The sequence below is a fragment of the Allomuricauda sp. M10 genome (genome assembly GCF_020782875.1).
Classification (GTDB): domain Bacteria; phylum Bacteroidota; class Bacteroidia; order Flavobacteriales; family Flavobacteriaceae; genus Flagellimonas.
Genome location: NZ_JAJGBN010000001.1, coordinates 51015 through 76437, shown reverse-complemented (window position 1 = coordinate 76437; position 25423 = coordinate 51015). Strand labels below are relative to the sequence as shown.

General features: G+C 42.8%; 26 protein-coding genes. 15 read left to right on the top strand and 11 right to left on the bottom strand.

The window, feature by feature from the left end; translation table 11 throughout:
* Positions 1-6 precede the first annotated feature (6 nt).
* Genes LKX84_RS00375 through radC form a run of 3 tightly spaced genes read right to left on the bottom strand, consistent with a single transcriptional unit; the run spans position 7 to position 2686 of the window.
* Positions 7-696, bottom strand: coding sequence for a YjjG family noncanonical pyrimidine nucleotidase (locus tag LKX84_RS00375; RefSeq protein ID WP_228234912.1), 690 nt, complete (start codon positions 694-696; stop codon positions 7-9).
* Positions 689-1984: a polysaccharide deacetylase family protein gene (locus LKX84_RS00370; RefSeq protein WP_228234911.1), complete on the bottom strand. Its 1296-nt coding sequence runs from the start codon at positions 1982-1984 to the stop codon at positions 689-691. Before LKX84_RS00370 ends, LKX84_RS00375 begins: the two co-directional genes overlap by 8 nt.
* 3 nt (positions 1985-1987) lie before the next feature.
* The gene (gene radC / locus LKX84_RS00365; protein WP_228234909.1) at positions 1988-2686 is read right to left on the bottom strand and encodes a RadC family protein; all 699 of its coding nucleotides are present in this window, start codon (positions 2684-2686) and stop codon (positions 1988-1990) included.
* Between the two features lie 53 nt (positions 2687-2739).
* Between radC and LKX84_RS00360 the strand changes: the two genes are divergently transcribed.
* Positions 2740-3192 carry a DUF1569 domain-containing protein gene (locus tag LKX84_RS00360; RefSeq protein ID WP_228234907.1) on the top strand — a complete coding sequence of 151 codons (453 nt, stop codon included), beginning with the start codon at positions 2740-2742 and terminating at the stop codon, positions 3190-3192.
* Here the strand turns inward: LKX84_RS00360 and LKX84_RS00355 are convergent.
* Positions 3189-4541 (bottom strand): UDP-N-acetylmuramate--L-alanine ligase, encoded by a 1353-nt coding sequence (locus tag LKX84_RS00355; RefSeq protein WP_228234905.1) that lies wholly within the window; start codon positions 4539-4541, stop codon positions 3189-3191. The genes LKX84_RS00360 and LKX84_RS00355 overlap by 4 nt on opposite strands.
* Before the next feature lie 95 nt (positions 4542-4636).
* Here LKX84_RS00355 and LKX84_RS00350 point away from each other — a divergent pair, with 95 nt between their 5' ends.
* Entirely contained in the window at positions 4637-4948 is a 312-nt protein-coding gene (locus LKX84_RS00350; protein ID WP_228234903.1) for a cupin domain-containing protein, read from the top strand.
* Position 4949: 1 nt separating this feature from the next.
* On the top strand, positions 4950-5735 hold the full coding sequence (locus LKX84_RS00345; protein ID WP_228234901.1) for an SDR family oxidoreductase: 786 nt from the start codon (positions 4950-4952) through the stop codon (positions 5733-5735).
* Between the two features lie 11 nt (positions 5736-5746).
* Here LKX84_RS00345 and LKX84_RS00340 read toward each other — a convergent pair whose 3' ends face one another.
* From LKX84_RS00340 to LKX84_RS00315, 6 genes are all read right to left on the bottom strand, one after another.
* Positions 5747-6469: a LytR/AlgR family response regulator transcription factor gene (locus LKX84_RS00340; RefSeq protein ID WP_228234899.1), complete on the bottom strand. Its 723-nt coding sequence runs from the start codon at positions 6467-6469 to the stop codon at positions 5747-5749.
* A complete protein-coding gene (locus LKX84_RS00335; protein WP_228234897.1) occupies positions 6466-7524 on the bottom strand; it encodes a sensor histidine kinase in 1059 nt (352 codons plus the stop codon). Before LKX84_RS00335 ends, LKX84_RS00340 begins: the two co-directional genes overlap by 4 nt.
* Before the next feature lie 70 nt (positions 7525-7594).
* Positions 7595-7804 (bottom strand): hypothetical protein, encoded by a 210-nt coding sequence (locus tag LKX84_RS00330; RefSeq protein ID WP_228234896.1) that lies wholly within the window; start codon positions 7802-7804, stop codon positions 7595-7597.
* 214 nt (positions 7805-8018) lie between these two features.
* Positions 8019-8543 carry a DUF4136 domain-containing protein gene (locus LKX84_RS00325; RefSeq protein WP_228234895.1) on the bottom strand — a complete coding sequence of 175 codons (525 nt, stop codon included), beginning with the start codon at positions 8541-8543 and terminating at the stop codon, positions 8019-8021.
* Positions 8544-8607: 64 nt separating this feature from the next.
* The gene (obgE, locus tag LKX84_RS00320; protein ID WP_228234893.1) at positions 8608-9609 is read right to left on the bottom strand and encodes a GTPase ObgE; all 1002 of its coding nucleotides are present in this window, start codon (positions 9607-9609) and stop codon (positions 8608-8610) included.
* 52 nt (positions 9610-9661) lie between these two features.
* Positions 9662-10771: an adenylate kinase gene (locus tag LKX84_RS00315; protein WP_228234891.1), complete on the bottom strand. Its 1110-nt coding sequence runs from the start codon at positions 10769-10771 to the stop codon at positions 9662-9664.
* A 117-nt stretch (positions 10772-10888) separates the two neighbouring features.
* On the opposite strand from LKX84_RS00315, the gene LKX84_RS00310 reads away from it, so the two are divergent.
* The 8 genes from LKX84_RS00310 (at position 10889) to LKX84_RS00275 (ending at position 18807) form a co-directional block, all read left to right on the top strand.
* The gene (locus tag LKX84_RS00310; RefSeq protein ID WP_228234889.1) at positions 10889-12043 is read left to right on the top strand and encodes a 5-(carboxyamino)imidazole ribonucleotide synthase; all 1155 of its coding nucleotides are present in this window, start codon (positions 10889-10891) and stop codon (positions 12041-12043) included.
* Position 12044: 1 nt separating this feature from the next.
* Positions 12045-12536, top strand: a complete 492-nt coding sequence (purE, locus tag LKX84_RS00305) for a 5-(carboxyamino)imidazole ribonucleotide mutase (protein ID WP_228234887.1) — start codon at positions 12045-12047, stop codon at positions 12534-12536.
* A 40-nt stretch (positions 12537-12576) separates the two neighbouring features.
* Entirely contained in the window at positions 12577-12942 is a 366-nt protein-coding gene (locus tag LKX84_RS00300) for a hypothetical protein (RefSeq protein WP_228234885.1), read from the top strand.
* Positions 12943-12987: 45 nt separating this feature from the next.
* Complete coding sequence (locus tag LKX84_RS00295) at positions 12988-15021, top strand: M3 family metallopeptidase (protein ID WP_228234883.1); 2034 nt, start codon at positions 12988-12990, stop codon at positions 15019-15021.
* Between the two features lie 135 nt (positions 15022-15156).
* Positions 15157-17400: a PAS domain-containing sensor histidine kinase gene (locus LKX84_RS00290; protein WP_228234881.1), complete on the top strand. Its 2244-nt coding sequence runs from the start codon at positions 15157-15159 to the stop codon at positions 17398-17400.
* 2 nt (positions 17401-17402) lie between these two features.
* Positions 17403-17801 carry a response regulator gene (locus LKX84_RS00285; RefSeq protein ID WP_228234879.1) on the top strand — a complete coding sequence of 133 codons (399 nt, stop codon included), beginning with the start codon at positions 17403-17405 and terminating at the stop codon, positions 17799-17801.
* Positions 17802-18019: 218 nt separating this feature from the next.
* A complete protein-coding gene (locus tag LKX84_RS00280) occupies positions 18020-18574 on the top strand; it encodes a sigma-70 family RNA polymerase sigma factor (protein WP_228234877.1) in 555 nt (184 codons plus the stop codon).
* A gap of 2 nt (positions 18575-18576) precedes the next feature.
* Positions 18577-18807: a hypothetical protein gene (locus LKX84_RS00275; RefSeq protein ID WP_228234875.1), complete on the top strand. Its 231-nt coding sequence runs from the start codon at positions 18577-18579 to the stop codon at positions 18805-18807.
* Here the strand turns inward: LKX84_RS00275 and LKX84_RS00270 are convergent.
* Positions 18804-19628, bottom strand: a complete 825-nt coding sequence (locus LKX84_RS00270) for a hypothetical protein (protein WP_228234873.1) — start codon at positions 19626-19628, stop codon at positions 18804-18806. The genes LKX84_RS00275 and LKX84_RS00270 overlap by 4 nt on opposite strands.
* A 125-nt stretch (positions 19629-19753) precedes the next feature.
* On the opposite strand from LKX84_RS00270, the gene gcvP reads away from it, so the two are divergent.
* The 4 genes from gcvP to LKX84_RS00250 all read left to right on the top strand — a co-directional run bounded on the left by gcvP (position 19754) and on the right by LKX84_RS00250 (position 25354).
* Positions 19754-22606, top strand: a complete 2853-nt coding sequence (gene gcvP / locus LKX84_RS00265; RefSeq protein WP_228234871.1) for an aminomethyl-transferring glycine dehydrogenase — start codon at positions 19754-19756, stop codon at positions 22604-22606.
* 166 nt (positions 22607-22772) lie between these two features.
* Entirely contained in the window at positions 22773-23831 is a 1059-nt protein-coding gene (locus tag LKX84_RS00260; protein ID WP_228234869.1) for a 3-oxoacyl-ACP synthase III family protein, read from the top strand.
* On the top strand, positions 23832-24356 hold the full coding sequence (locus LKX84_RS00255) for a methyltransferase (protein WP_228234868.1): 525 nt from the start codon (positions 23832-23834) through the stop codon (positions 24354-24356). It begins immediately after the preceding gene.
* Positions 24357-24511: 155 nt separating this feature from the next.
* Complete coding sequence (locus LKX84_RS00250) at positions 24512-25354, top strand: glycosyltransferase family 2 protein (protein WP_228234867.1); 843 nt, start codon at positions 24512-24514, stop codon at positions 25352-25354.
* Positions 25355-25423: the final 69 nt, after the last annotated feature.

Genomic DNA, 25423 nt, shown 5'->3' with positions numbered 1-25423 from the left:
ATAACTCTATAAAATGCTTTTTATTTCGATCAGATCGTTAATCATGAGGCAGATTTCATGGGTTATGGCATTGTTGGAATTGTAATGGATCACCTGCATACCCATGGCCTTTGCCCCCTGTATATCGGCCTCCAGATCATCCCCGATCATCAAGGTGTTTTTTGGATGTACCTTGGCCCTGTCCAAAGCCAGTTCAAAAATGGCAGGATGTGGCTTTTTCACCCCCGCCATTTCCGAATTGACCACCTGGTTAAAATAGTGATGGATGCTACTCCCCTTCAGTTTTCGTTCCTGTACTTCTTGAAATCCGTTGGTTATGATGTGAAGTTTATACTTGGGAGATAAATATTCCAAAATCTCTACCGCATTGGGTAATAAATGGGTAAAAGTGGACAATTGTTCGATGTATTCGTGTGCCAGCACATCTATAATTTCATCGGAAACTGGGGTATTAAGGGCATCAAAAGTTTGCCTCAAACGCTGATAACGTAGCTCTGATTTACTGATCCTGTTTTCACGGTAAAGGGCCCACATCTGAAAATTGATGGGCGAATAGATTTCCTGGAAAGCCGAAAGATCAACTTCCACCTTATTTTCCGCCAATATTTTGGCGAAGGTAAGGGCAGAGTTTTTCTCAAAATCCCACAGGGTATGGTCAAGATCGAAAAAGATGTCCGTTACCTTGTTTTCAAACATAATAGCGCTTTAAAAAGGATTGATACAGTTCCATCCAGTCCATATGATGTTTACCTCCCAAAAGCTCGTTGGAAAACACCATGATGAAATTTCCGTTCACCTGTTTCACCATACGATAGACCCTATCCATTTTTTCAAACACTTCCGAGGGGTTTTTGAAGTTTACCAAAGCATAATCGTGCAAGGCAAAGGGGTGCACCTTTAAAGGTTGCCTTACTTCCATATTGATGTCATAAAAATGAAATGGCGTGCAGGTACCGGCCCTGAAACCGATCTCGTGGGTATACCCCATGGAAAAATCGTCGGTAAATTCGGTTTCCACCAAATTACGATAAGCGGCAGGTACATTAACGCGGTTATACCTAAGTCTAGAGTAGGTAATAGGCCGATGCACCAAATTGGCCAATTGCTTCTTTTCCTCTTTCAAAACATTTTTATCGGTTGATGATAGAAATGAGGTACTGAGGGAAACGATGCTGTAATCCGCTATGGATTTGATGAGATATCGGAACCTATTGTTGTTAGGGGAAACGTTCTTATCATGGGCCGAATGTTTGGCAAACTGAAAAAAGAACATGGTCTTGATCGGAAACTTTTTATGGATTTCCACCAACTCATAAAAGTTATCGTAAGGGTCTTTTTTTAGGCCCATCAATACCGAAACACGGTCCCAAACATATCCAAACTTCAAATTGCCAAGGTCTAAAAATAATCCGCCCAAGGAACGAGCCAACCCCCTCATTTTAAAAGCATGTGAAGTGGTCACATTGATGATGGAAGTGAAATTGTACGATCGCTCCAGATGTTTCAGTTTGGGAAAACGTGCTTTTAGCGCATCCAACAATTTGTAGGCCCAAAGATCTACCACGGGCAACTCTAAAAACTTATGCTGATAGGCCAAACTTTCCTTTACCGGAAATCGTCCTACACTATCCTTAACATGGGGCAAATATTCCTCGTAGCGGCTCAATAGAAAAAAACTGGCCGAAAAAATATCATAGGGAATGGTGCTTTTTTCCCCTGCCGAAAAAAAGCAGGGAATCCCGTCCCAATCCGATACTTTTATTTCAAGGTCGTTGATGCCCTGTTCAAATAAAAGATCATTGCTACGGATAAAGAATTCATTCTGCAAAGGTTGTTTGGAATAGGTCATTTTGGGGCCATTGTGCTTGATGAAATCCTCCACCTTTGTGGCAAAGGTCACCTCCACACCCAGAATTCTTTCAAAAATCTGTTTGGCAGTATAGGTAAGTCTATTTGTGACCTTATGGGTAAATATCAGCAGCATGGGCTATAATATTCCTTTGTCTGCAAAACTATAATAATCGTGTTGTGCTATGATCAAATGGTCCAGCACTTTTATATCCAACGCCTCGGAGGCCGATTTCAATTTTTGTGTAATCTGTTTGTCCGCCGTACTTGGCTTTAGGGTTCCTGACGGATGGTTGTGCGCCAAAATGATACCCACGGCCCCCAGTTCAAGGGCCTGTTTCAATACCAATCTTACATCCACCAAAGTTCCGGTGATGCCACCTTTGCTCAATTGCGCCTTGTGCACCACTTTGTTGGAATTGTTCAGGTAAATGATCCAAAACTCTTCATGCTGTAGTTCCCCGATCATGGGGTACAACAATTCAAAAACATCGTTGCTACCGGTTATCTTAGTGATTTTTTTGGTATCCTCCGCCCTTCTCCTTCTGCCAACTTCCAGTGCCGCGGCAATGGTCACCGCTTTGGCCTCACCAATACCTTTAAATCGCATCAATTGGTTCACGGAAAGTTTTCCCAACTCGTTCAGGTTGTGGTCCACCGATGCCAGAATACGCTTGGCAAGCTCCACTGCACTCTCATTCCTACTTCCCGAACCGATCAAAATGGCAATCAATTCCGCATCCGACAAAACGGAACTGCCCTTTTGTACCAATTTTTCCCTTGGTCGGTCATCGTCTGCCCAATTTTTTATAGAAAAGGAAGCTAGTTTTTCTTGCATGGCCTAAAGATAGGAGAATAATTTTATGTAATTTTCAGGATAAACCCTTCCATATGAAATCACTTTTTGAAGAAGCGGCCCATACCGAAATTCTATCCAGGATAGGGGATTTGACCTCAGAATCTGAAGGATTATGGGGCAAAATGAAGGTTGGTCAAATGCTGAACCACTGCCAATTTCCGCTTAAGATAGGATTAGGAAGGACCAATACCTACAACAAACCAAATCCCATGTTGAAGCTTATGGGCAAATTTTTCAGGAAAAGTCTGTATGATGACAAACCTTGGCGACACAATCTTCCCACTGCCAAAGGATTAAAAGTGACAACGGACAAGGATTTTGAAACTGAAAAGGACAAATTGGTTGTTTTGATCAATGATTTTCATCAAGAAAAGCACAAAACCGAATGGGACCCGCATCCCGTCTTTGGACATTTTACCCCTGAACAATGGGGCCAAATGCAGTACAAACATTTAGACCACCATTTAAGGCAATTCGGGGTTTAAAACATCCCTGCCAATTTATCAAAATCAAGGCCACCGTAATTGCCAGAGCTCATCAAGAGCAAGGTCGCATTTTCAAAATGTTGGCCATATACAAACGCTTGAAAATCCTTGGCATCCGTAAAAACAGTAATATCCTGCTTACCAAAAGCATCTAAAATTTGCTGAGGGGCAACTTCGGGCATTCCTTTGATCTTTAATGCATCCAACGAATAAAACACAACTGCCTGATCGGCTTGATCCATTGCACCGCGGTATTGCACCAAAAATTCCGGGTTTAGACTACTGTAGGTGTGCAATTCCAAACAAGCCAACAACTTTCGGTTTGGGAATTGCTCCTTCACGGCGTTTACCGTTGCCTTTACCTTGCTGGGCGCATGGGCAAAATCTTTAAATGCAATACTATTGCTGCCTTCGGCAATTTTCTGCAATCGTTTGGATGCTCCCTTGAACGTAGCGATCGCCTCGTAAAAATCCTCTTCATCCACACCCATTTGTTGGCATATCCATTTAGCTCCGGCCAGATTGGTCAAATTGTGTTCCCCAAAGATTTCCAAGGGCATTTCACCTTCTTCGGTTTCAAGCAGGGTCTGGCCATTTTCCACTCGATACGCAGGTACAGCATATGGGAACTTTCGGATAGGATTTTCAGTTTCCTCCACCACTTTTTTAACTTCTGGATCCGTCTCACAATAGGTGATGCTTCCGCCTTTCACTATACTATCCACAAAAATGCGGAATTGCTCCACATAGTCGTCAAAAGTTGGAAATACGTTGATGTGATCCCAGGCGATTCCGCTTAACAACGCAATATTAGGTCGATACAAATGAAACTTGGGCCTTCGGTCAATTGGTGAAGACAAATATTCATCCCCTTCCAAAACGATAAAATCATTTTCGTTGGTCAGGTGTACCATATCGGTATATCCGTCCAACTGGGCGCCCACCATATAATCCACATCAATATCATGGTATTTGAGCACATGCAGGATCATGGAAGTTATGGTCGTTTTCCCATGACTACCAGCTATTACCACACGGGTCTTGAATTTAGATTGCTCATACAAAAATTCAGGGTAGGAATAGATTTTAAGTCCCAACTGTTGAGCTCTCAGTAACTCGGGATTATCGGCCTTTGCATGCATTCCCAATACGATAGCATCCAAACCTTCGCTAATTTTTTCAGGAAACCAACCGAACTCCTTAGGCAACAATCCTTTGGCATCCAACCTGCTTTTGGATGGTTCAAAAATCACATCGTCACTACCTGTGATCGTATACCCTTTTTTTTGAAGTGAAAGGGCCAAATTGTGCATGGCACTGCCCCCTATGGCGATAAAATGTATGTGCATCAAATTCTAATATGATTCAAAAATAGCCATTGCCTGGTCCAAACCAAACAATGAAACCCTTATTAATTTTTATCTTGGTGACAAATTTGAGAACTATGAACCTATCGGAAATCGAATCAAAGGAAATTATGCCCGGTTATCATGGAAAATTGGTCCATGCCGAACAAATGAGCTGGGTATTTTGGGATGTGGAACTTGGTGCAGTGGTACCCGAACACCATCATATACACGAACAGATCATGCATGTGGTTGAAGGTACTTTTGAATTCACTTTGGCCGGCGAAACCAAATTATATGGCCCCGGTGATGTGGTGATCATTCCATCCAACACACCACACAGCGGAAAAGCGATCACCGTTTGCAAATTGATGGATATTTTCAGCCCAGTACGATCAGAATACAAATAACATGAACATTTCATTAAAAGGCAAAAAGGCACTTGTAGGTGGCAGTAGTAAGGGAATCGGGGAGGCTGTTGCCCGACAATTGGCGGCCAGTGGCGCCAGCGTGACCCTTATGGCAAGGAACGAGGAACGTATGAAAACCATACTTGCGGAATTGGACACCAAACAAGGGCAAGCACATCAATATCTTGTGGTTGATTTTTCCCGATTTGAAACCTACAAGACCACAATTACCCACTATTTCGAAAACAATTACGTAGACATTTTGGTGAACAACACCCAAGGTCCGCAAGCTGGTGGCGCCCTTGAAAAAAAAGTGGACGATTACCAAGAAGCTTTTGACCTTTTGTTCAAATCTGTGGTGTTGACAACCGAATTGGCTCTACCCCATATGCAAAAGCAAGGTTGGGGGCGCATCATTAATGTGGCTTCCATTTCGGTCAAAGAGCCCTTAAATTATTTGGCATTGTCCAATTCCATTCGGGCGGCCGTGGTCACTTGGGCCAAAAGTTTGGCTTATGATGTTGCAAAGGATGGCATCACCATGAACAGCACACTTACCGGTTATTTTGACACGGACCGTATTGCACAACTCAATTCCAAAAAAGCGGAAAAACTCGGAATCACCTCTGATGAAGTCCGTTCCAATATGGAGGAGCAAGTGCCGATGAAACGGATCGGAAAGCCGGAAGAGTACGGATATTTGGTTGCTTTTTTAGCTTCTGATCAAGCCGCTTTTATCACAGGAACCAATATTCCGATTGATGGCGGACTGTTGAAATCGCTCTAAAATCTTCATTTTTACAGGCTCATCCGGTCTTTAAAAATATAGGATTGTCTTCTGGAAACTTCTACCTCTTCCCCATTGGTCAAGGTCAGTTTCAGCTTGCCATTGAACCAAGGAACCACTCCTTCCACAAAGTTGGTGTTGACAATCTGTTGCCGATTGGCACGAAAGAAAAATTCTTCGGGTAGTTTCTCTTCAATTTGATTTAGCGATTTGTACAACAATGGTTTTTCATTGGCAAAATAGACACGGGTATAGTTGCCCACAATCTCGAAAAGTTCAATGTCACCAATCTTTACCAACCAGCACGATTCCCCATCCTTGATGAATATTTGGCTGCCATCGGTCAGTTTTTTGGCTTTGGATTGGTTGTTCTTGGCTTCCATTTGGGCCCTAACCTTTTCCATGGCAATATCAAAACGCTTTTCACTGACCGGCTTTAAAAGATAATCAAGGGCGTTGTATTCAAACGACTTTATGGCGTATTCGTCATAGGCTGTGGTAAAAACCGTAATGGGCACTTCATCCAGCATTTCAAGGAGCTCAAAACCATCCTTTTCGGGCATGTTGATATCCAAAAACAAAAGATCGGGCTTTTCGGATTGGATCAATTCCACCCCTTCATCCACGTTCTCGGCTTCCCCGACAAGTTCCAGGTCGTCATGCAGTTTTATCAGTTCCTTCAACTCATTCCGCGCCAAACGGGAATCTTCCACTATGACCGCTCTGATCTTCATGACATCGGAATTATGATTTTGGCCACCACCTCATCTGAATCTTCTTCCAAGGTAAAGGATGCCTTATCGGCATACAATAATTTTAGCCGTTGCTTGATGTTTTTCAAACCCAATTGGGTGGAATCTTTGGAAATATTCAACTTTCCCGTATTCCTGACTTCGATCAACAACTCTTCATTTTCGGGTTGAATGGTCAACACTATCCTTCCCCCGTTCTTTAAATTGGCAATACCATGTTTGGCGGCATTTTCAATCAACAATTGAATGACCATGGGCGGAATCTTCAGGTCCAAACTAGCTGGGTCAATTTTTTTGATGAATTCCAATCGGTCTTCAAACTGGATTTTTGACAGGTCGATATAATTATCCACCACCTCCAATTCTTCACGAACTGAAATATCGTTAACGGTACTCTTGGTCAGGGAATACCTTAAAATTTCGGACAGTTTGGTGAGCATCTCCCTGGATCGGTTCACGTCTTCCAGCATTAACCCACGGATGTTGTTGAGACTATTGAACATGAAATGGGGATTGATCTGCCCTTTCAACGTATTCAATTGGGCCTGTTTCAAACTGGTATTCAGTTCCAATCTTTCAATGCGTTCTTGATTAAGTTTCAATAACAACTTGATTCCCAAATAGGTAACCATCCAAGCCCCTACTAAAAAGAAAGCGTTGAAAATCTGCATCAAAAGATTATTATATCCTTTGAACATAATTTTCTCTGAATCAGTCAGTTCAAAACCTATTTTGATATAGAGATAGCCAAAAACAATATTCAATCCGGCAAATATGATGGATGTTAAACAAAGTCCTATTAAAATTTTGCCCAGGTCCATCCATTTGAAGTCATCAAAGGATACAAACCTTTTTAAATACCATCTCAACATAGAGGTGGCGGTTATCCCAATGACCATTCCAAAAATGAAGGAAAACACGGAAAGCTCCACACTGATTTCCTTTGGAACGAGCAACACAATGGAATTGATAAACCCCCAACCGATAAGTTGGAGAATCCAAAAGGCATATGTTCTTCGTTTTCCGCTTAGTTCCATATAAGGTTGGCAATATGACCAAATTTACGGAATACCACAAATGGCCAACCCTTGCCCATACTATTGATGATTAAGAATTTTGTGTGGCCTTTCTTTTAAAAAGATTACAACAACATCCTTTGTTCGGTAAAAAAGAAATCCAGACCATGGTGGTTCCGGAATAAAAAATCGGAAAATAGGTATTGTAATCCCATCCATCAAATTTTCCGAAAATACCTATAAGTCCACCAATGATACCGATGGCAATGATTACAATTTGAGAAGTTCTAAATTTTTTCATGACTAATCTGTTTTACTGATTGTACTTGATCACAGCAGAATGCTTACTAATACGGCGATAATGAATTTTGCTAATACGATCATGGCTTTTTGATTTGTGATTGTTTGGCTAAAGTAAAACATGTTCATTCCCCTGATGAACAAATTATGACCAGTGGTAAATTGGATTATCTGAACGGTAAAGCCTTTTAATAAGGTATGTGGCTGTAAGGAGACTACTTAGCCTTGGGAGGAAACTTGGAAAAGACCTTTTTCACCAAGGCCCTAAGATTGCTTTCGCGAACACTGGGAGATGCATTTTCCCTATAACCGCTCTGGGCTGTGGCTTGCCAGAACAAGGCATCCCTTTGGGCATCCACAAAATCGAATTGAATGTTCCTTTGCACACTTGGACTGCCTACAGGTAATCCAAGGGATATACCACCGCCAACATTACGCCCCCCTCCACCAATGCCAACACCCACTGAACTGCTGGGAGCTCCTTGGAATTCATTGCTTAGGATATTTACAAAAAAGTCAGGCTCCTCTGCCAATCTGTAGCCCCGGATGGTCATAGTAGAATCCAAAATGCGAATAAGGCGTTTTTCATCCAATTGGCTAAGGCCGGTCCGCATATCCGAATAATAGTTGTAGGTAGTGTAGCTGGAAAAGTCGATTGCCTTGTCATAGTCATAATTCACCCTTACAGTACTGCAGGAAAGTACCAGAAAAATCATTAACAAGGAATATACTAGGCGCATAAGTGGTAGATCTGATTTCCTTAAAATTAGACAATTAAACGATTGGATCAGGAAAGAATGCCCTTTATTCGTTCAACAGTAACCACAGTTTATCTTTCAACGTTTGAATACCCAACCCACTTACCGAAGAGATGAACATATAGGGAACATCCTTAAAATCTTCCTTCATGTCCTCGTTCATTTCCTCAATGAGTTCGGCATCCAACATATCGCATTTGGAGATCACAACGAACCGGTTTTTATCCAACAACTCCGGATTGTACCGTTCCAATTCCCCTAAAAGGATGTTGTATTCCTGACTGATGTCCTTACTATCGGCAGGAATCAAGAACAGTAGTGTTGCATTCCGTTCAATATGGCGAAGGAAATAGTGACCCAACCCTTTACCTTCGGCTGCACCTTCAATAATCCCAGGAATATCGGCCATCACAAAACTTTGAAAATCGCGATACTCCACAATGCCTAAATTGGGTTTCAGGGTGGTAAACTCGTAATCGGCAATCTTTGGTTTAGCAGAGGTCATGGCGGAAAGCAAGGTAGATTTTCCAGCATTTGGGAATCCTACCAGTCCCACATCGGCCAAAACCTTCAATTCCAAAGTTACTTGGGTGTCCTGTCCAGGAATACCAGGTTGTGCGTAACGAGGGGTTTGGTTGGTAGCGGTCCGAAAATGCCAGTTACCACGACCGCCCATTCCGCCTTCCAAAAGGATTCTTTCCTCTTGGTCCTCCGTAATCTCAAAAAGGATGTTATTGGTTTCGGTATCCCGCACTACGGTTCCCAAGGGCACTTCCATGTACACATCGGTACCATCGGCCCCAGTACTTCGGCTTTTACCCCCATGTTCCCCATGGCCCGCCTTAAAATGCCTTTGAAATTTAAAGTGATAGAGTGTCCAAAGGTTTTTGTTGCCCCGAACGATCACGTGACCGCCACGGCCTCCATCACCACCATCAGGGCCACCCTTGGCCACATATTTTTCACGGTGCAAGTGTGCAGAGCCCTTACCCCCGTTACCGGAAGAGACGTGTACCTTCACATAATCCACAAAATTGCCCTCGGTCATCTTGTCGGTTTTAGTTTTTAAGCGAAAGGCCTAACTGGCCATTAGAAGTATATCAATCTAAAGATTCGATCACCTGGCTCAAACGCGTGGTGATCTCATCAATATCCCCAATTCCGTTCACAGAATGGAACTTGCCCTGTTTTTGGTAGTAGGCCTTGAGCGGTGCCGTTTTTTCGTTGTATTCATCAAAACGGTTGCGGATCTTGCTTTCGTCCTGATCATCGGAACGACCGCTTACCTTACCGCGTTCCAACAAACGGGCCACCAAAATATCATCATCAGCTTCCAAGGCAATGGTGGCATCTACCCTCATGTTCTTGGATTCCAAAAAATTGTCCAATGCTTCGGCTTGGGCTGCGGTACGTGGAAATCCGTCAAAAATAAAACCAGCGGCATCGGGATTTTTCTCCACTTCATCCTTCAACATATCAATGGTCACCGCATCGGGAACCAAATCCCCTCTATCAATGTACGATTTGGCCAACATGCCCAAATCTGTGCCGTTTTGAATGTTATAGCGAAAAACATCCCCAGTGGAAATGTGCTTAAGATTATACTTTTCTTTTAAAAACCCCGCCTGGGTACCTTTTCCGGCACCTGGTTTGCCGAACAGCACTAGGTTGATCATATTAGCTTGATTTAATTGGTAAACTTCCCTCAGGTTCCTGCCTAACTCGTTGTAATCCAGTCCATATCCCACAATAAAATTATCAGGGATGTCCAATCCGATATAATCTATCGGATACTCGCCATTATACACTTCCGATTTATAGAACAGGGCCGCTATCTTGAATTCCTTCACATTGGTATTGGAGAACAGGTGTACCAACTGCTTCAATGTACGGCCGGTATCCACAACATCCTCCAAAATGATCACGCTTTTCCCCTCCATTTCCTCTGGAACATCCAACAAGGTCTCTACAATTCCCGTGGAGGTCAACCCTTGGTAGGAACTCAATCGAACAAAGGAAACTTCGCATGGATGTTGGTAAGCCTTTAAAAAATCGGAAACGAACATAAAGGCACCATTGAGCACCCCCACGAACAAAGGCACTTCATCCTTGTAATCCTTGGCGATGTCCTTTGCCATTTTAGCAATGGCATTAAGGATCTGCTCCTCCTTTAAATAGGGTTTAAAAAACTTATCGTGAAGCTTGATCACAGTATTCTCGTTATGGTCAGGTTGGCAAAGATAGCACTTTTACAAGTGGTATAACCCTAGTTCTTTTATACCTTCATGGATTTCATGTATTTTTGCATTCATACAATTCGCTGATCAATGCAATTTTTTTCATCCGACTTTAAACTGGGAATCTTAGGAGGTGGGCAACTGGGCAAAATGATGCTCTACGAAACCCGGAAATGGGACATTTACACCAAAGTAATGGATGGAGCGGCAGACGCCCCCTGTAAAATTGCCTGTAACGAATTTGTTCAGGGCAGTTTGATGGATTACGATGCAGTGTACCAATTTGGACAGGATGTTGATGTGCTCACCATCGAAATCGAAAATGTGAACCTTGATGCCTTGGAGAAATTGGAACACGAAGGCAAAAAAGTGTATCCGCCTACTAAAACGCTTAGTACCATACAGAACAAGGCTACCCAAAAATTGTTCTATACGGATCACGAAATCCCTACAGCCCCTTTTACCCGATTTGCCTATACTTCCGAAATTGAGGATAGCATTCACAATGGCGGTCTGCAACTGCCCTTTGTTTGGAAAAGTGCACAATTCGGCTACGATGGCCAAGGTGTAAAAGTGGTTCGCCAAATGGAAGACCTGCAAGGACTGCCCAATGTGGAATGTATTGCGGAACGCATGATCGACTTTAAAAACGAATTGGCAGTTATCGTGGCCCGCAACACCAAAGGTGAAGTAGTTACCTATCCTGTGGTGGAGATGGAATTCCACCCTGAGGCCAACCAAGTGGAATATGTAATCTGTCCTGCCCGTATTGATGAAAAAATAGCTGATAAGGCAAGGGAAATTGCCTTGAAAGTTTCGGAACACATGAACCAAATCGGTCTTTTGGCCGTAGAAATGTTCCAGACCAAGGACGATCAAATCTTAGTGAACGAAGTGGCCCCAAGGCCGCACAACAGTGGCCATTATAGCATAGAAGCCAGTTACACCAACCAGTTTGAACAACATATACGTGCCATTTTGGGCTTGCCTTTAGGCAAAACCGACAGCAAGGTGGCCGGCGTAATGGTTAACTTGGTGGGGGCCGAAGGCCATACCGGTGATGTGGTCTACCAGAACATGGATCAGATATTGAAACTGGATGGTGTTACCCCGCACATTTATGGAAAAAGACAGACCAGGCCTTTCCGTAAGATGGGCCACGTGACCATTGTAGATGAGGATATGGCACGTGCCCGTGAAGTGGCACAAAAAGTAAAGGAAACGATTAAAGTGATAAGCGAATAATATGAGCAAAGTAGCCGTGATCATGGGAAGCACCAGTGACCTTCCCGTTATGCAGGACGCCGTAGATATATTGAAGGAATTTGGGATCACCGTGGAGGTAGACATCGTTTCTGCCCACCGTACCCCCGAGAAATTGTTCGATTTCAGTAAAAATGCCCATAAAAAAGGTTTCTCCGTAATCATTGCGGGAGCTGGTGGTGCAGCTCACCTACCTGGAATGGTGGCATCCTTGTCGCCTTTACCTGTAATCGGAGTACCAGTAAAAAGCAGCAACTCCATTGATGGGTGGGATTCAGTATTATCCATTTTGCAAATGCCTGGCGGAGTGCCCGTGGCCACCGTAGCATTGAACGGGGCCAAAAATGCAGGGATATTGGCCGCCCAAATCATCGGTAGTGCTGATGCCCACGTATTGGCCAAAATTGAGGCCTACAAGGAATCCTTGAAAGAAAAGGTTATTCAAGGAGCGGAAGAGGTCAGGAAAAAATCCTAATGTTCAGGGCGGCATGAGCTACAATCAAATTGGCATATTAATGGCGATATGTGTCATCGCCTTTGTTGGGATCACATATAAAAAAGTGAGCAATCCCTATCTGAAAAGTTTATGGCAAACCGCACTTTTGGTATTCACCCTCTATGCCGCACTATTGATTTATATTGAAATCCATTGGCAATTCATTGAGGAATATGCCGACAAATATGACCTGAACGGCAACGGATTTGTAGATCTAAACGAGTATTCCGAAGGAGCCATTGCGGCCATGAATAAAAAAACCAATGGCAAAAACATCAGGATACTAGCCCCTGCCACCATGGCCGTTTTGTCATCCATTGTCGGCTTTGCCTATTTGGTATCCGACCTATTTGTGATTCGATTGAAGAGTCAGGAAAAAAAATAATGAGATTGAAATTTTATTCAAATTCAAAAAATCTAAGTATCTAACATGTCCAACAATAATAATCCCTTATTGGAGTCTTTCGAGCAAGCTCCTTTTTCTAAAATAAAGAACGATCATTTTAAACCTGCCTTTCTTCGGGCCATGGACGATGCCAGAAAAGAAATCGACGAAATTGTGGCCAATCCAGAACCTCCAACTTTCAGCAATACGCTGGAAGCCCTTGATTTTGCAGGGCAACAATTGGATCGTATTTCCAGTATTTTTTTCAATCTGAATTCTGCGGAAACTAATGAGGAAATTCAAAAAATAGCCCAGGAAGTTTCTCCTTTATTATCCGAATTCAGCAATGACATTACACTGAATCAAGGTCTTTTTGAGCGCATCAAAGCTGTTTATGAGCAACGGGATAGCTTGGACTTGACACCCGAACAATACACGCTTTTGGACAAGAAATACAAAAGTTTCAGTAGAAATGGAGCCAACCTGAACGAAACGGACAAGAAACGGCTTCGTGAAATTGATGCAGAACTTTCCAAACTAAAATTGAAATTCGGGGAGAACGTTCTAGCTGAAACCAACAAATATGAACTCCTTATCGCCAATGAGGATGCCCTGAAAGGCCTACCCGAAGGCACTGTGGAAGCCGCCGCAAATTTGGCAGAGTCCAAAGGAAAAAAAGGGTGGCTCATTACCTTGGAGTATCCCAGCTACATTCCGTTTATGAAATATGCCGAAAACCGGGAACTGCGCAAAAAATTGGCCATCGCTTTTGGCAGCAAGGGATTCCATAATGACGAATTGGACAACCAACAAAATGTATTGAGAATTGCGAACCTCAGGTTTGAACGTGCCAATTTGTTGGGATATGCCACCCATGCCGATTTTGTTTTGGAGGAACGCATGGCAGAAACCCCTGCAAAAGTATTGGAGTTCCTTAATGAACTCTTGACAAAGGCCAAACCTGCCGCTGAAAGGGAATACACCGAGCTGGAAGACTACGCCAAGGAATTGGACGGCATTGATCGTTTGGAGAAATGGGACAGTGCCTTTTATTCTGAAAAGTTGAAACAGAAATTGTTCAATCTGGATGATGAGAAACTAAAACCCTATTTCAAATTGGAAAATGTGATCAAGGGCGTGTTTTTGGTGGCCGAAAAATTGTTCGGTCTTCAGTTCAAGGAAGTTTCAACGATTGAAAAATACCATCCAGAAGTCAAGACCTACGAGGTTTATGATGACGCCAACAACTTCATTTCCCTTTTCTATGCCGATTTTCATCCTAGAACCGGTAAGCGTGATGGGGCATGGATGACTTCCTTCAAATCACAATACACCTTGAACGGAAAGAACAGTAGACCACATATTTCAAACGTGTGCAATTTCACCCGTTCTACCAGTACCAAACCTTCACTACTTACTTTTAATGAGGTGACGACCTTGTTCCATGAATTTGGACATGGACTTCATGGCATGTTGGCCAATACAACCTATCCGAGTCTGTCCGGTACCTCTGTATATTGGGATTTTGTGGAACTGCCCAGCCAGGTGATGGAAAATTGGTGTTATGAAAAAGAGGCATTGGAGCTTTTTGCGTTTCACTACGAAACAGGAGAATTGATTCCCATGGAATTGGTTGAAAAAATTAAGGAATCGGCCAACTTTCAGGAAGGATTGGCAACGGTTCGCCAATTGAGTTTTGGCTTTTTGGACATGGCATGGCACGGAAAGGACCCTTCCAACATCAAGGATGTGAAAGCATACGAGACCGAAGCATTCAAAAGCACCAACCTGTTTCCTGAAACACCTGAAACTTGCATGAGCACTTCATTCTCCCATATTTTCCAAGGTGGATATTCTTCAGGGTATTACAGTTACAAATGGGCCGAGGTATTGGATGCAGATGCCTTCGCCTATTTTAAGGAGCATGGTATTTTCAACAGAGAAATTGCGAACAAGTTCAGGGAGCATGTGCTCTCCAAAGGAGGTACCGAAAACCCGATGGAACTGTACAAAAGATTTAGAGGCGCAGAACCGAATATTGATGCATTATTGGAAAGAGCGGGATTGTTGAAAAATTGATTCCTGTCATAAATTTCACACAATATATTTACTATCTTTTCTATCTTAGTTTTAAGTTTTTTAGGGAAATGGAAGCCAGCCGGTTTCTGACACGACCTGATTATCCCAAAATCTAACCAATCAATTCTTCTTGAAATGAAACATAAGGACATTGAGGATATCAAGATCAAACAGATACTGAACCACACGGCCAATGCCGTGCAAATAGGGGTGTATGAATTTGACATGGTCAGCAAAGAACTATATTGGAACGATACCATAAAAAAAATTGTTGAAGTCCCCAATGATTTTGTCCCTACCCTTGAATTAGAACTAAGCTTTTACAAAGAAGGAGATTGTAGGGAAAAGGCCCGCCAAGCATTGGAAAATGCCATTCATAAAGGAGAACCGTATGACCTTGATGTGGAAATGGTTACGGCCAAGGGAAATCTACGCTTCATACGTAAAATAGGTTATCCCGAATTTAAAAATGGAACTTGTGTTAAAATAGTAGGAGTCCTCCTAGATATTTCGGATCGTAAAAAAGCAGAATTTGAACTGGCCAAGAAAAACCAGCAACTCAACAATGCGGAAAAAATGGCCAAAATTGGAAATTGGAACTGGAGTACCATTACGGGGGAACTAACTTGGTCCGATAATCTTTATGAAATCTACGGTCATTCCAAAAATGAGCCCCTTTCCTATGAAGTCTATTTGAATCATGTTCATGTGGACGAAAGGGACCTCGTGGAGCAAAAGATACTAAAGGCTTTGGAAACCGGGACCTACGATGACCTCATATATCGTATTCAGCCTAGGGACGGTACAACAAAAATCATCAAGTCCATGGGCATTGTCAAAACTGATCTCGGAAAAACTGTGGAAATGTTCGGCACATGTCAGGATATAACCGATCAGGTCAACAAAGAGCAAGAGCTGGTTAAAAAAAACCAACAGTTGACATTTGCTGAGGAAATGGCCCAAATAGGTTATTGGGAATGGGATATTGTGAATGACCACCTTATCTGGTCTGATAATATGTATCGGATTTTTGGCTTGGAAATTGGATCTCAATTGGGTTTTGAAAATGTTGTTGAGGCAATTCACCCAGATGATCGAGATAATTTTCGTGCCAACGCAGAGGAATTCATATCCGAAAAACGGTTCAGAAAATTCATGCACCGAATAGTCCACAAAAATGGCGCCATTAGAACCGTTGAACTTTTTGGCGAACTTATAATGGATGGTGCCGGTAATGTGGTTAAAATGGTAGGCATCACCCAGGACATTACGGAACAGCGTATGTCCGAAATCAAATTTCGGGGGCTTTTGGATTCCGCACCGGACTCCATGGTAATCGTAGATCAAAAAGGGACCATCCATTTGATCAACAAGCAAGCCGAAAAAATGTTTGGATACACATTCTCCGAACTTAAAGAGAAACATGTGTCCATGCTTGTTCCGCAACGACTATGGGACACTATGGAGTTTTACGCAATTGCTTTTTTTAAAGACCCCAAACATACCGGACTTCCACACAACCTGGATTTTTTTGTACATAACAAGTCGGGTTTCCAAATTCCGGTTCAAGTTACCCTGAGCCCTCTTGAAACACCTGAAGGCCTCCTTGTTTCCATAGCCATAAGGGACATAACCACCCAAAAACAGGCGGCACACAGAATCATGGAAACCAACAAGAGCCTAAAAGAATCCGCAAAAAGACTAAAAGCCCAAAACCGGCAGCTTGCCGAGTTCAACCATATAACATCGCACAATTTAAGGTCCCCCGTCAGCAACTTGAGTGCCCTACTGAACATTTATAAGACAGAAAACGATGCAGAGATGAAGGAGGAACTCATCGAAAAAATCGAGACCGTTACCAATCATCTCACTTGGACCCTGGATACCTTGGTGGAATCATTGATGATAAAAAACGCCGAACAAATCCCTGTGGAAAAAATCTCCTTTGAGGACACCCTGTCAAAGACGAAAGAAATGTTGGCGGCCCAGATCTTAAAATCGGGAGCAAACATAACCTCCAATTTTACCGACGCTCCTTCTGCCATGTATAACAAAGTCTATTTGGAGAGTATTTTCTTAAATATGGTAAGTAACTCCCTGAAGTATTGTTCGGAAAATAGAACCCCCGAAATTTTCATTCATTCCAAAGTGGAGAACGGAAAAACACAACTTGAATTCAGGGACAACGGACTTGGAATCAACTTGAAGAAAAATGGACACAAACTTTTCGGGTTCAACAAGGTGTTCCACAGAAACAAGGATGCCAAGGGTGTTGGGCTATTTTTGACGAAGGCCCAAGTAGATGCCATGGGCGGTAGTATTTGGGCCGAAAGTGAAGAGGGTGTTGGCACATCCTTTTTTATAAATCTAAATAGCTGATTATGAAGCCTCTTAATGTATTTGTCGTGGATGATGACGATATCTACCAATTTACCCTGAAAGTAACTTTAAGAAGTATTCCTTCCGTAAAATCGATAAGCACTTTTTCTGATGGAGCCGAAGCCCTAGAACATATAATGGCCAATAAGGACGAATTGGAGGCACTTCCAGACATTATTTTTTTGGATATCAACATGCCGGTCATGGATGGATTTCAGTTTATGGATGAATTTGTTGATTTACTTCCTGGGTTGAACAAGGAAATTAAGGTGTATTTGGTTTCCTCCTCCATAGATCCAATGGACATCAAAAAAGCCCGAAGAATAGACGCCGTTTCAGATTATCTGGTAAAACCCCTAAAATCCGAGGACATTAAGGATATCCTGCTCCAAATATCATAAAGAACTGTCTTATCCACCACAGGGTAAAAGACAACCTTCCATTTCAATATTACTGGGCCATTTTCTCAAAAAAGCCCTAGATCAGAAAATTCGAACAAAAAAAGCCCTTATATTGTTAGTCTGGCATTCATTCAACGTCTAAACGGTTTTTGTCAAAGAAACCGACAAAAAAGGTGATTTGTTCCAAAAAAAATTAATTTTGGCACATCTAAACAATTATGGCCGCGCACGAACTCCATCCTGAAAATTGGGTCGACCTCTATGCCGATTACCTGTTCAACTATGCGGTTGCACGGGTAAGCGATGCCGACTTGGCCAAAGATTTGGTACAGGAAACTTTTTTTGCCGGACTTAATTCGGCCAAAAACTTTAAGGGCGATGCTGCCGAACGCACTTGGTTGATATCCATTTTAAAACGAAAAGTAATCGATCATTACCGAAAGATCAATTCCAAAAAAGGCAAAGCTGAGGTCCGCATCAATTATAGTGATGATTCGGAAGCCGAAGGGGATTGGTTGGAGCAACAGGTGGCCGACCCGTACAGCAAAGATGGCGATAATATCATGGAAAACGAGGAACTGGGTCTTGCCATTCAAGACTGCATTTCCAAACTGCCCCAAAAACAGGCCCTGGCCTTTAAAATGAAGACCATACAGGGCATGAGTACGGAAGATATCTGTAATGAACTGGACATTAATCCGTCCAACCTTTGGGTGATGATCCATAGGGCACGAACGGCACTCATGGGTTGTTTAAACGATAATTGGTTTTAGCTATGAAGATTTCATGTCAGGAGGCATCAAATATCTGTAACAAATCACAATACAAGGAAGCGAGTTTTTGGGATATTGTAAAACTTCGCATTCATCTCTTGTACTGCAAGACCTGTAAGCAGTATTCCAAAAAGAATAGTGAACTAACGTCTATGTGCGACCGAGCCGGGCTCACCATGTTGACAAAGGATGAAAAGGAGCGCATGAAGCGCGACCTAGAAGAAAAGCTTTAGAAATAGTGCTCTGCCACCCAAAATAGGAAAAACCAAAATATAGGGATGGCCTCTACCCAAAAGGAAACAAAATAGCGTTTCTGCATTTTTTTATCGGATACCAATACCCAAACCAAAACGATGGCAAGTGCCAATCTCAAACCTATCTCCATGGGATGAATGGTATCTTTTAAAAAGGTGAACAGAAAGAAAACCACGATCATGCCTATCCCCAGTTTTTTAGTATTCCGGACTCCCAAAACCTGAGGCAAGGTTCTTAGAGACTTGTCGTCCCATTGCATATCACGAATTTCAAAAGGCAGAATCAATATCAACACCAATAAAAAGCGCTGAACAAATGCAATCCAAAAATCCCAGTCCAGGGGCAAGTTGGCATCCAAAACTGGGAACAACACGGTAAACCCGGCCCACACAAAGGCGACAATATAGATTTTAAGTCCAGCCAAGTTTCTTAAATTCTTGGCCCTTGGCAATAACGGTACCGCGTAAAGGCCAGACAATAGTCCGAGAATAAAGGTTCCCCACCATATACGTTCATCCAGTCGGAAAAAGAAATAAAGGGCACAACCGAAGGAGAGGAAACTAAAAATTTGAATGGTCTTGTGATAGGCATTGGAAACAATCAAATATTTATAGGCTTCCACCCCATATTTGATAAAATTGTAACAAACGATCACACTGAAAAAAATAAACCCCAAGAGATCTGTATCCGAAAAAGTACCGAACAGGTGAAAGGTGACACCGGCCATCGCAATGACCGCCAAGGCCACATGGATACTCGCATCCAAATAAAAATCGAATATGGATTTCAACGTACGCATCTGAGCAAATCGAGGGAAGAAAGTAAAAGGTTAATTTGTGGTTAACAACTTTGCATCCCCGACCATCAAAATTGCCCATTTTCATTGAATTAATCCCTAATTTTGTGCACTTTATTGGATTGAACATGAACACAGAGGTTTTTGCCGCCAGACACATAGGCATTACAGAAAAAGACATGCCCCACATGCTCAAAACTATTGGGGTTGAAAGCGTGGAACAACTCATCTACGAAACCATTCCCGATGACATCAAACTTAAACAACCGTTAGATCTTCCTGCTGGGATCAGTGAACACGAATTCTTGAGCCATCTTCAAGAATTGGCCCAAAAGAATAAGATCTTCAAAACCTATATCGGATTGGGATATCATGAAACCTTGACCCCATCCGTCATCAAAAGGAACATCTTGGAAAACCCAGGATGGTATACAGCCTACACGCCCTATCAAGCGGAAATCGCCCAAGGCCGTTTGGAGGCTCTTTTGAACTTCCAGACCATGATCACCGATTTGACCGGAATGGAAATTGCCAATGCATCCCTTTTGGATGAAAGTACGGCAGCGGCCGAGGCCATGACCATGTTGTACGATGTTCGAGGAAAACAACAGAAAAAGGATGGTGCCTCCAAATTTTTCGTTTCGGAAGAAGTATTGCCCCAAACTTTGGACCTACTTAAAACAAGGGCCATTCCTTTAGGAATAGAGTTGGTAGTTGGCAATCACGAAACATTTGATTTCGCTTCCGAATTCTATGGTGCATTGTTGCAATACCCAGGCAAACACGGTCAAGTTCATGACTATGCCGCATTTGTGGAAAAAGCCAAGGAAACAGAAATCAAAGTAGCCGTTGCTGCGGATATTTTGAGCTTGGTTCTGCTCAAAGCTCCTGGGGAATGGGGCGTTGATGTTGTGGTGGGTACCACCCAACGTTTCGGTATCCCTTTGGGGTATGGTGGACCTCACGCAGCCTTTTTTGCTACCAAGGAAGAATATAAAAGAAGTTTACCCGGAAGAATCATTGGAGTGACCAAAGATACCGATGGCAACCGTGCCCTGCGAATGGCACTCCAGACAAGGGAACAACACATTAAAAGAGACAAGGCCACATCCAATATCTGTACTGCACAGGTTTTATTGGCCGTTATGGCAGGGATGTATGCCGTGTACCATGGCCCAAACGGATTGAAATACATTGCCAACAAGATCCACACCAGTGCCAAACTTTTGGCAAAAGGTTTGGAAGCGATTGAACTTGATCAATTGAACACGAGCTTCTTTGACACTATCAAAGTGAAGTTTTCCAACATTGGAAAGTTAAAAGAAGTTTGCGAGAGCCGTGGCATCAACCTGAATTATATTGATCAGGAAACTGTTTCTATATCTTTGAACGAAGCCACTTCTGAAGAGGATTTGAAATTGTTGCTTTCCTGTTTCATCGTTTCCCAAGACAAGAAAAAGGAATTTGCATTGGAAAGTGGCATTAAGGAAGTAATCCCTGCATCCCTACAACGCAACACAGCCTTTTTGGAGCATGACGTGTTCAATGCCTATCATTCCGAGACCGAATTGATGCGTTACATCAAAAAATTGGAGCGCAAGGATTTGGCACTGAACCATTCCATGATCTCTTTGGGAAGTTGCACCATGAAATTGAATGCCGCCTCGGAAATGCTTCCGTTGAGCTGGCCCCATTGGGGCAATATCCATCCCTTTGTTCCTTTAGAACAAGCTGAGGGCTACCAAGAAGTGTTGAAATCCTTGGAATCGTATTTGAACGTAATCACCGGTTTTTCGGCCACTTCATTACAACCTAACTCTGGAGCTCAAGGCGAATACGCTGGATTGATGGTCATTCGTGCCTATCATGAATCCAGAGGAGAAGGACATCGCGATATTTGCTTGATTCCTGCTTCGGCGCACGGAACCAACCCTGCTTCTGCTGTTATGGCGGGCATGAAAGTGGTTGTGACCAAAACGGATGAGAAAGGAAACATCGATATGGCCGATCTGGAAGAAAAAGCCAAATTGCATTCCGCAAATCTATCGGCTTTGATGGTAACTTACCCTTCTACACATGGGGTATTTGAGTCCTCCATCAAACAGATTACCAAATTAATCCATGATAACGGAGGACAAGTGTATATGGACGGTGCCAACATGAACGCCCAGGTCGGGTTGACCAATCCTGCGACCATCGGTGCCGACGTTTGCCACTTGAACCTTCACAAGACATTTGCCATTCCACACGGAGGTGGTGGACCAGGGGTTGGACCTATTTGTGTGGCCGAACAATTAAAACCGTTCCTACCGTCCAATCCTGTGATAAAAACAGGTGGTGAAGATGCCATTACGGCCATTTCCGCTGCTCCTTGGGGTAGTGCTCTCGTCTGTTTGATTTCTTACGGATATATCAAGATGTTGGGAGCTGAAGGACTTACCAATGCCACCAAAGCGGCCATTTTGAACGCCAACTACATCAAGGACCGACTAAAAGGAAAATTCGATGTGCTTTACGCAGGTGAAAGAGGTAGGGCTGCACACGAAATGATCATTGATTGCCGTCCTTTCAAAGCCAACGGAATTGAGGTAACGGACATCGCCAAGCGATTGATGGACTACGGTTTCCATGCTCCAACGGTTTCTTTCCCTGTTGCTGGAACTTTGATGATCGAACCCACTGAAAGTGAAAGCCTTGCCGAATTGGACAAGTTCTGCAATGCCATGATTTCCATCCGAAGTGAAATTGATGAAGCCAGTGCCGAAGAAACGGACAACGTGCTCAAAAATGCACCTCATACTTTGGCCATGATCACCAGTGATACTTGGGAACATTCCTATAGCAGACAAAAAGCTGCCTTCCCATTGCCATTTGTGGCCGAAAATAAATTTTGGCCAAGCATCAGAAGAACCGATGAGGCTTTTGGGGATCGTAATTTGATCTGCACCTGCGCCCCTATCGAAGAGTATATGGAGGCCTAAAAACCTTTGTAAATAGTGACAAAAAGCCTTAGTTGGGATTTCCGACCAAGGCTTTTTACTTTTCCATTTCTTTGAAACCGTGTTTTGGACATTGTAGCATTTATTATGCATGCATAATAACTAAATGAAAAAGTTGCTATCTTAAATCAATTTTAAAAACCTCAATATGAAAATTGGCATTACAGGCATTGGAAGCTACATCCCGACCATCGTCACCAAAAATGATGCTTTTCTTGAACATCGGTTTATGGAAACCGATGGCTCCTCCTTTGGGCAGGAAAATACGGTCATCATTGAAAAATTCAAGGCTATCACGGGAATTGCTGAAAGACGTTATGCCGAACCAGAACTGAAAACCTCCGACCTTGGGTACCTGGCCTCCGAAAAGGCCATCACCATGGCCGGTATTGACAAAGAAGAACTGGATTATATCATATTTGCCCATAATTTCGGCGACCTTACCCCTGGCAAAATCCAAGGGGATACTTTACCAAGCCTAGCCACTAGGGTGAAACACTTGCTGAAAATAAAAAATCCGAATTGTGTGGCCTATGACATCATTTTTGGATGCCCGGGCTGGATAGAAGGTGTTATCCAGGCCACTGCATTTATCAAAAGTGGTATGGCCCAAAAATGTTTGGTCATTGGGGGGGAAACCCTTTCCCGTATTATTGATCCGCATGACCGTGACAGTATGATCTTTTCTGATGGTGCCGGGGCAACAGTTATAGAAGCCAATCCCGCATCGGGGGAAATCCTATCGCATGCCTCAATGACTTTTGCCAATGAAGAGGCTTACTATCTCTATTTCGACAAAAGCAATAGAGCTGAAAGTTGTAAGGACACTCGCTACATCAAAATGCAGGGGCGAAAAATCTATGAATTTGCCTGTATTCAAGTTCCCAAGGCCATGGCCACTTGTTTGGACAAAAGTGGAGTGGGCATTGATGAAGTGAAAAAAATCTTCATCCACCAGGCCAATGAAAAAATGGACGAGGCCATCATTAAACGGTTTTACAAAATCTACGGTAAGGAAGTCCCTGAAAATGTAATGCCGATGAGCATCCACGAACTGGGCAATAGCTCTGTAGCCACAGTGCCCACTTTGTTGGACAAGGTCTTGAACGGGGAACTTCCAGAACATGAACTAAAAAAGGGAGATGTTGTTATCTTTGCAAGCGTTGGCGCCGGAATGAACGTCAATGCCATTGTATATAGATACTAGATGTACGAGAACAACTTTCCGAACAAACGCTATAGGCACACCTTGGCGTTTCTGCAAAAGCATGTGAACACCAAGGAATCCATTTTGGATCTTGGGGTCGAGAATCCCTTTTCAGAAATTATGAAAGCCAACGGCTTCCAAGTAGAGAACACCATAGGTGAGGATCTGGATATTGACTTTGAAGCTGTTGCCCAATCCGATGCAGAGGTTGTAACCGCCTTTGAAATTTTTGAACACTTGGTTGCCCCTTTTAATGTGTTGAAGGAACTGAAGGCCAAAAAATTGGTGGCCAGTATTCCCATGCGCCTGTGGTTTTCATCAGCCTATAGAAGTAAAACAGACCCTTGGGATAGGCATTACCACGAATTTGAAGATTGGCAGTTCGATTGGCTGTTGGAAAAAGCGGGATGGACCATTAAGGATACCGCCAAATGGACCAATCCCACCAAAAAAATAGGAATCCGTCCATTATTGCGCTATTTCACCAATCGGTATTACATTGTTTATGCCGAAAGAAATGATTAGAGTGTCATTTCGAGCGCAGTCGAGAAATCTCCTGTGAGCTAATCCCGTGAGATTCTTCAATCACTTCGCTCTTTCAGAATGACCAAACCCATAAAATTCCAATCAGCGAGTAAAACCTATTGGGAATTGTAAATTGTTTTTTGGAATTTTAACCCATGTTGATCAGCATTGTTATCCCGGCCCATAATGAAGCAGCCTATTTAAAGGATTGCTTAAATTCCTTTGTAGGTCAGACCTATTTGCCCAACGAGGTCATTATAGTGGATGACAATTCTTCGGATGCCACTTTAGAAATTGCTCAGAGTTTTGCCCAAAACCACGCTTGGATCAAAGTATTTCAACGGAAATCTGTTGATGAACATATTCCGGGTAAAAAAGTAGTGGACACCTTTAATTTTGGATTGGCACAAACTTCTGATTTTGATCTTATTGGAAAATTCGATGCCGACATTATTTTACCTCCTGACTATTTCGAAATTATGGTCAATCATTTTCAGTCCAACTGGAAATTGGGGATGTGCTCTGGATTGCTTTTCATCAAAAAAGGAAATGAATGGGTCTACGAAAACATTGCGGACAAAAACCATATCCGAGGACCTATAAAATTATATCATAAAGCCTGTTTCAATAAAATTGGTGGATTGAGGCCGGGCCCAGGTTGGGATACCGTAGATACGTTATTGGCCAAATACTATGATTTTGAAACAGAGACTATTCCAAAACTGCATGTAAAGCACCTCCGGCCAACCGGGCACGGATACAGTTCCCAAAACTTTTTGGAAAAAGGTGAAGCATTGTACAAAATGCGCTACGGAATCGTTCTTGCCAAAATTGCTTCCTTAAAAATGGCTTGGCAGGCCAAAAGCCCAAGATTATATATTCAAATGATCTTTGGGTTTCTCATCGCTTTCCTGCAACAGAAACCTTTTTACGTGTCCAGAACAGAGGGTAGGTTTATCCGTACGTACAGATGGAAAGGAGTATTGTCCAAATTATAGTTTCAAACTATCGGGATTCAATATTCATCAATTCAAAAATGGCATTCATCAACTCGAAATAAGCTTTCA

Coding starts and splice junctions, on each gene's coding strand:
- LKX84_RS00370 (WP_228234911.1), bottom strand. CDS start 1,984: ATGCTGCTGATATTTACCCATAAGGTCACAAATAGACTTACCTATACT.
- LKX84_RS00310 (WP_228234889.1), top strand. CDS start 10,889: ATGCAATTTTTTTCATCCGACTTTAAACTGGGAATCTTAGGAGGTGGG.
- LKX84_RS00285 (WP_228234879.1), top strand. CDS start 17,403: ATGAAGCCTCTTAATGTATTTGTCGTGGATGATGACGATATCTACCAA.
- LKX84_RS00355 (WP_228234905.1), bottom strand. CDS start 4,541: ATGCACATACATTTTATCGCCATAGGGGGCAGTGCCATGCACAATTTG.
- radC (WP_228234909.1), bottom strand. CDS start 2,686: ATGCAAGAAAAACTAGCTTCCTTTTCTATAAAAAATTGGGCAGACGAT.
- LKX84_RS00290 (WP_228234881.1), top strand. CDS start 15,157: ATGAAACATAAGGACATTGAGGATATCAAGATCAAACAGATACTGAAC.
- LKX84_RS00250 (WP_228234867.1), top strand. CDS start 24,512: ATGTTGATCAGCATTGTTATCCCGGCCCATAATGAAGCAGCCTATTTA.
- LKX84_RS00270 (WP_228234873.1), bottom strand. CDS start 19,628: ATGCGTACGTTGAAATCCATATTCGATTTTTATTTGGATGCGAGTATC.
- LKX84_RS00340 (WP_228234899.1), bottom strand. CDS start 6,469: ATGAAGATCAGAGCGGTCATAGTGGAAGATTCCCGTTTGGCGCGGAAT.
- LKX84_RS00275 (WP_228234875.1), top strand. CDS start 18,577: ATGAAGATTTCATGTCAGGAGGCATCAAATATCTGTAACAAATCACAA.
- LKX84_RS00260 (WP_228234869.1), top strand. CDS start 22,773: ATGAAAATTGGCATTACAGGCATTGGAAGCTACATCCCGACCATCGTC.
- LKX84_RS00345 (WP_228234901.1), top strand. CDS start 4,950: ATGAACATTTCATTAAAAGGCAAAAAGGCACTTGTAGGTGGCAGTAGT.
- gcvP (WP_228234871.1), top strand. CDS start 19,754: ATGAACACAGAGGTTTTTGCCGCCAGACACATAGGCATTACAGAAAAA.
- purE (WP_228234887.1), top strand. CDS start 12,045: ATGAGCAAAGTAGCCGTGATCATGGGAAGCACCAGTGACCTTCCCGTT.
- LKX84_RS00350 (WP_228234903.1), top strand. CDS start 4,637: ATGAACCTATCGGAAATCGAATCAAAGGAAATTATGCCCGGTTATCAT.
- LKX84_RS00375 (WP_228234912.1), bottom strand. CDS start 696: ATGTTTGAAAACAAGGTAACGGACATCTTTTTCGATCTTGACCATACC.
- LKX84_RS00295 (WP_228234883.1), top strand. CDS start 12,988: ATGTCCAACAATAATAATCCCTTATTGGAGTCTTTCGAGCAAGCTCCT.
- LKX84_RS00335 (WP_228234897.1), bottom strand. CDS start 7,524: ATGGAACTAAGCGGAAAACGAAGAACATATGCCTTTTGGATTCTCCAA.
- LKX84_RS00280 (WP_228234877.1), top strand. CDS start 18,020: ATGGCCGCGCACGAACTCCATCCTGAAAATTGGGTCGACCTCTATGCC.
- LKX84_RS00325 (WP_228234895.1), bottom strand. CDS start 8,543: ATGCGCCTAGTATATTCCTTGTTAATGATTTTTCTGGTACTTTCCTGC.
- LKX84_RS00255 (WP_228234868.1), top strand. CDS start 23,832: ATGTACGAGAACAACTTTCCGAACAAACGCTATAGGCACACCTTGGCG.
- obgE (WP_228234893.1), bottom strand. CDS start 9,609: ATGACCGAGGGCAATTTTGTGGATTATGTGAAGGTACACGTCTCTTCC.
- LKX84_RS00330 (WP_228234896.1), bottom strand. CDS start 7,804: ATGAAAAAATTTAGAACTTCTCAAATTGTAATCATTGCCATCGGTATC.
- LKX84_RS00300 (WP_228234885.1), top strand. CDS start 12,577: ATGGCGATATGTGTCATCGCCTTTGTTGGGATCACATATAAAAAAGTG.
- LKX84_RS00360 (WP_228234907.1), top strand. CDS start 2,740: ATGAAATCACTTTTTGAAGAAGCGGCCCATACCGAAATTCTATCCAGG.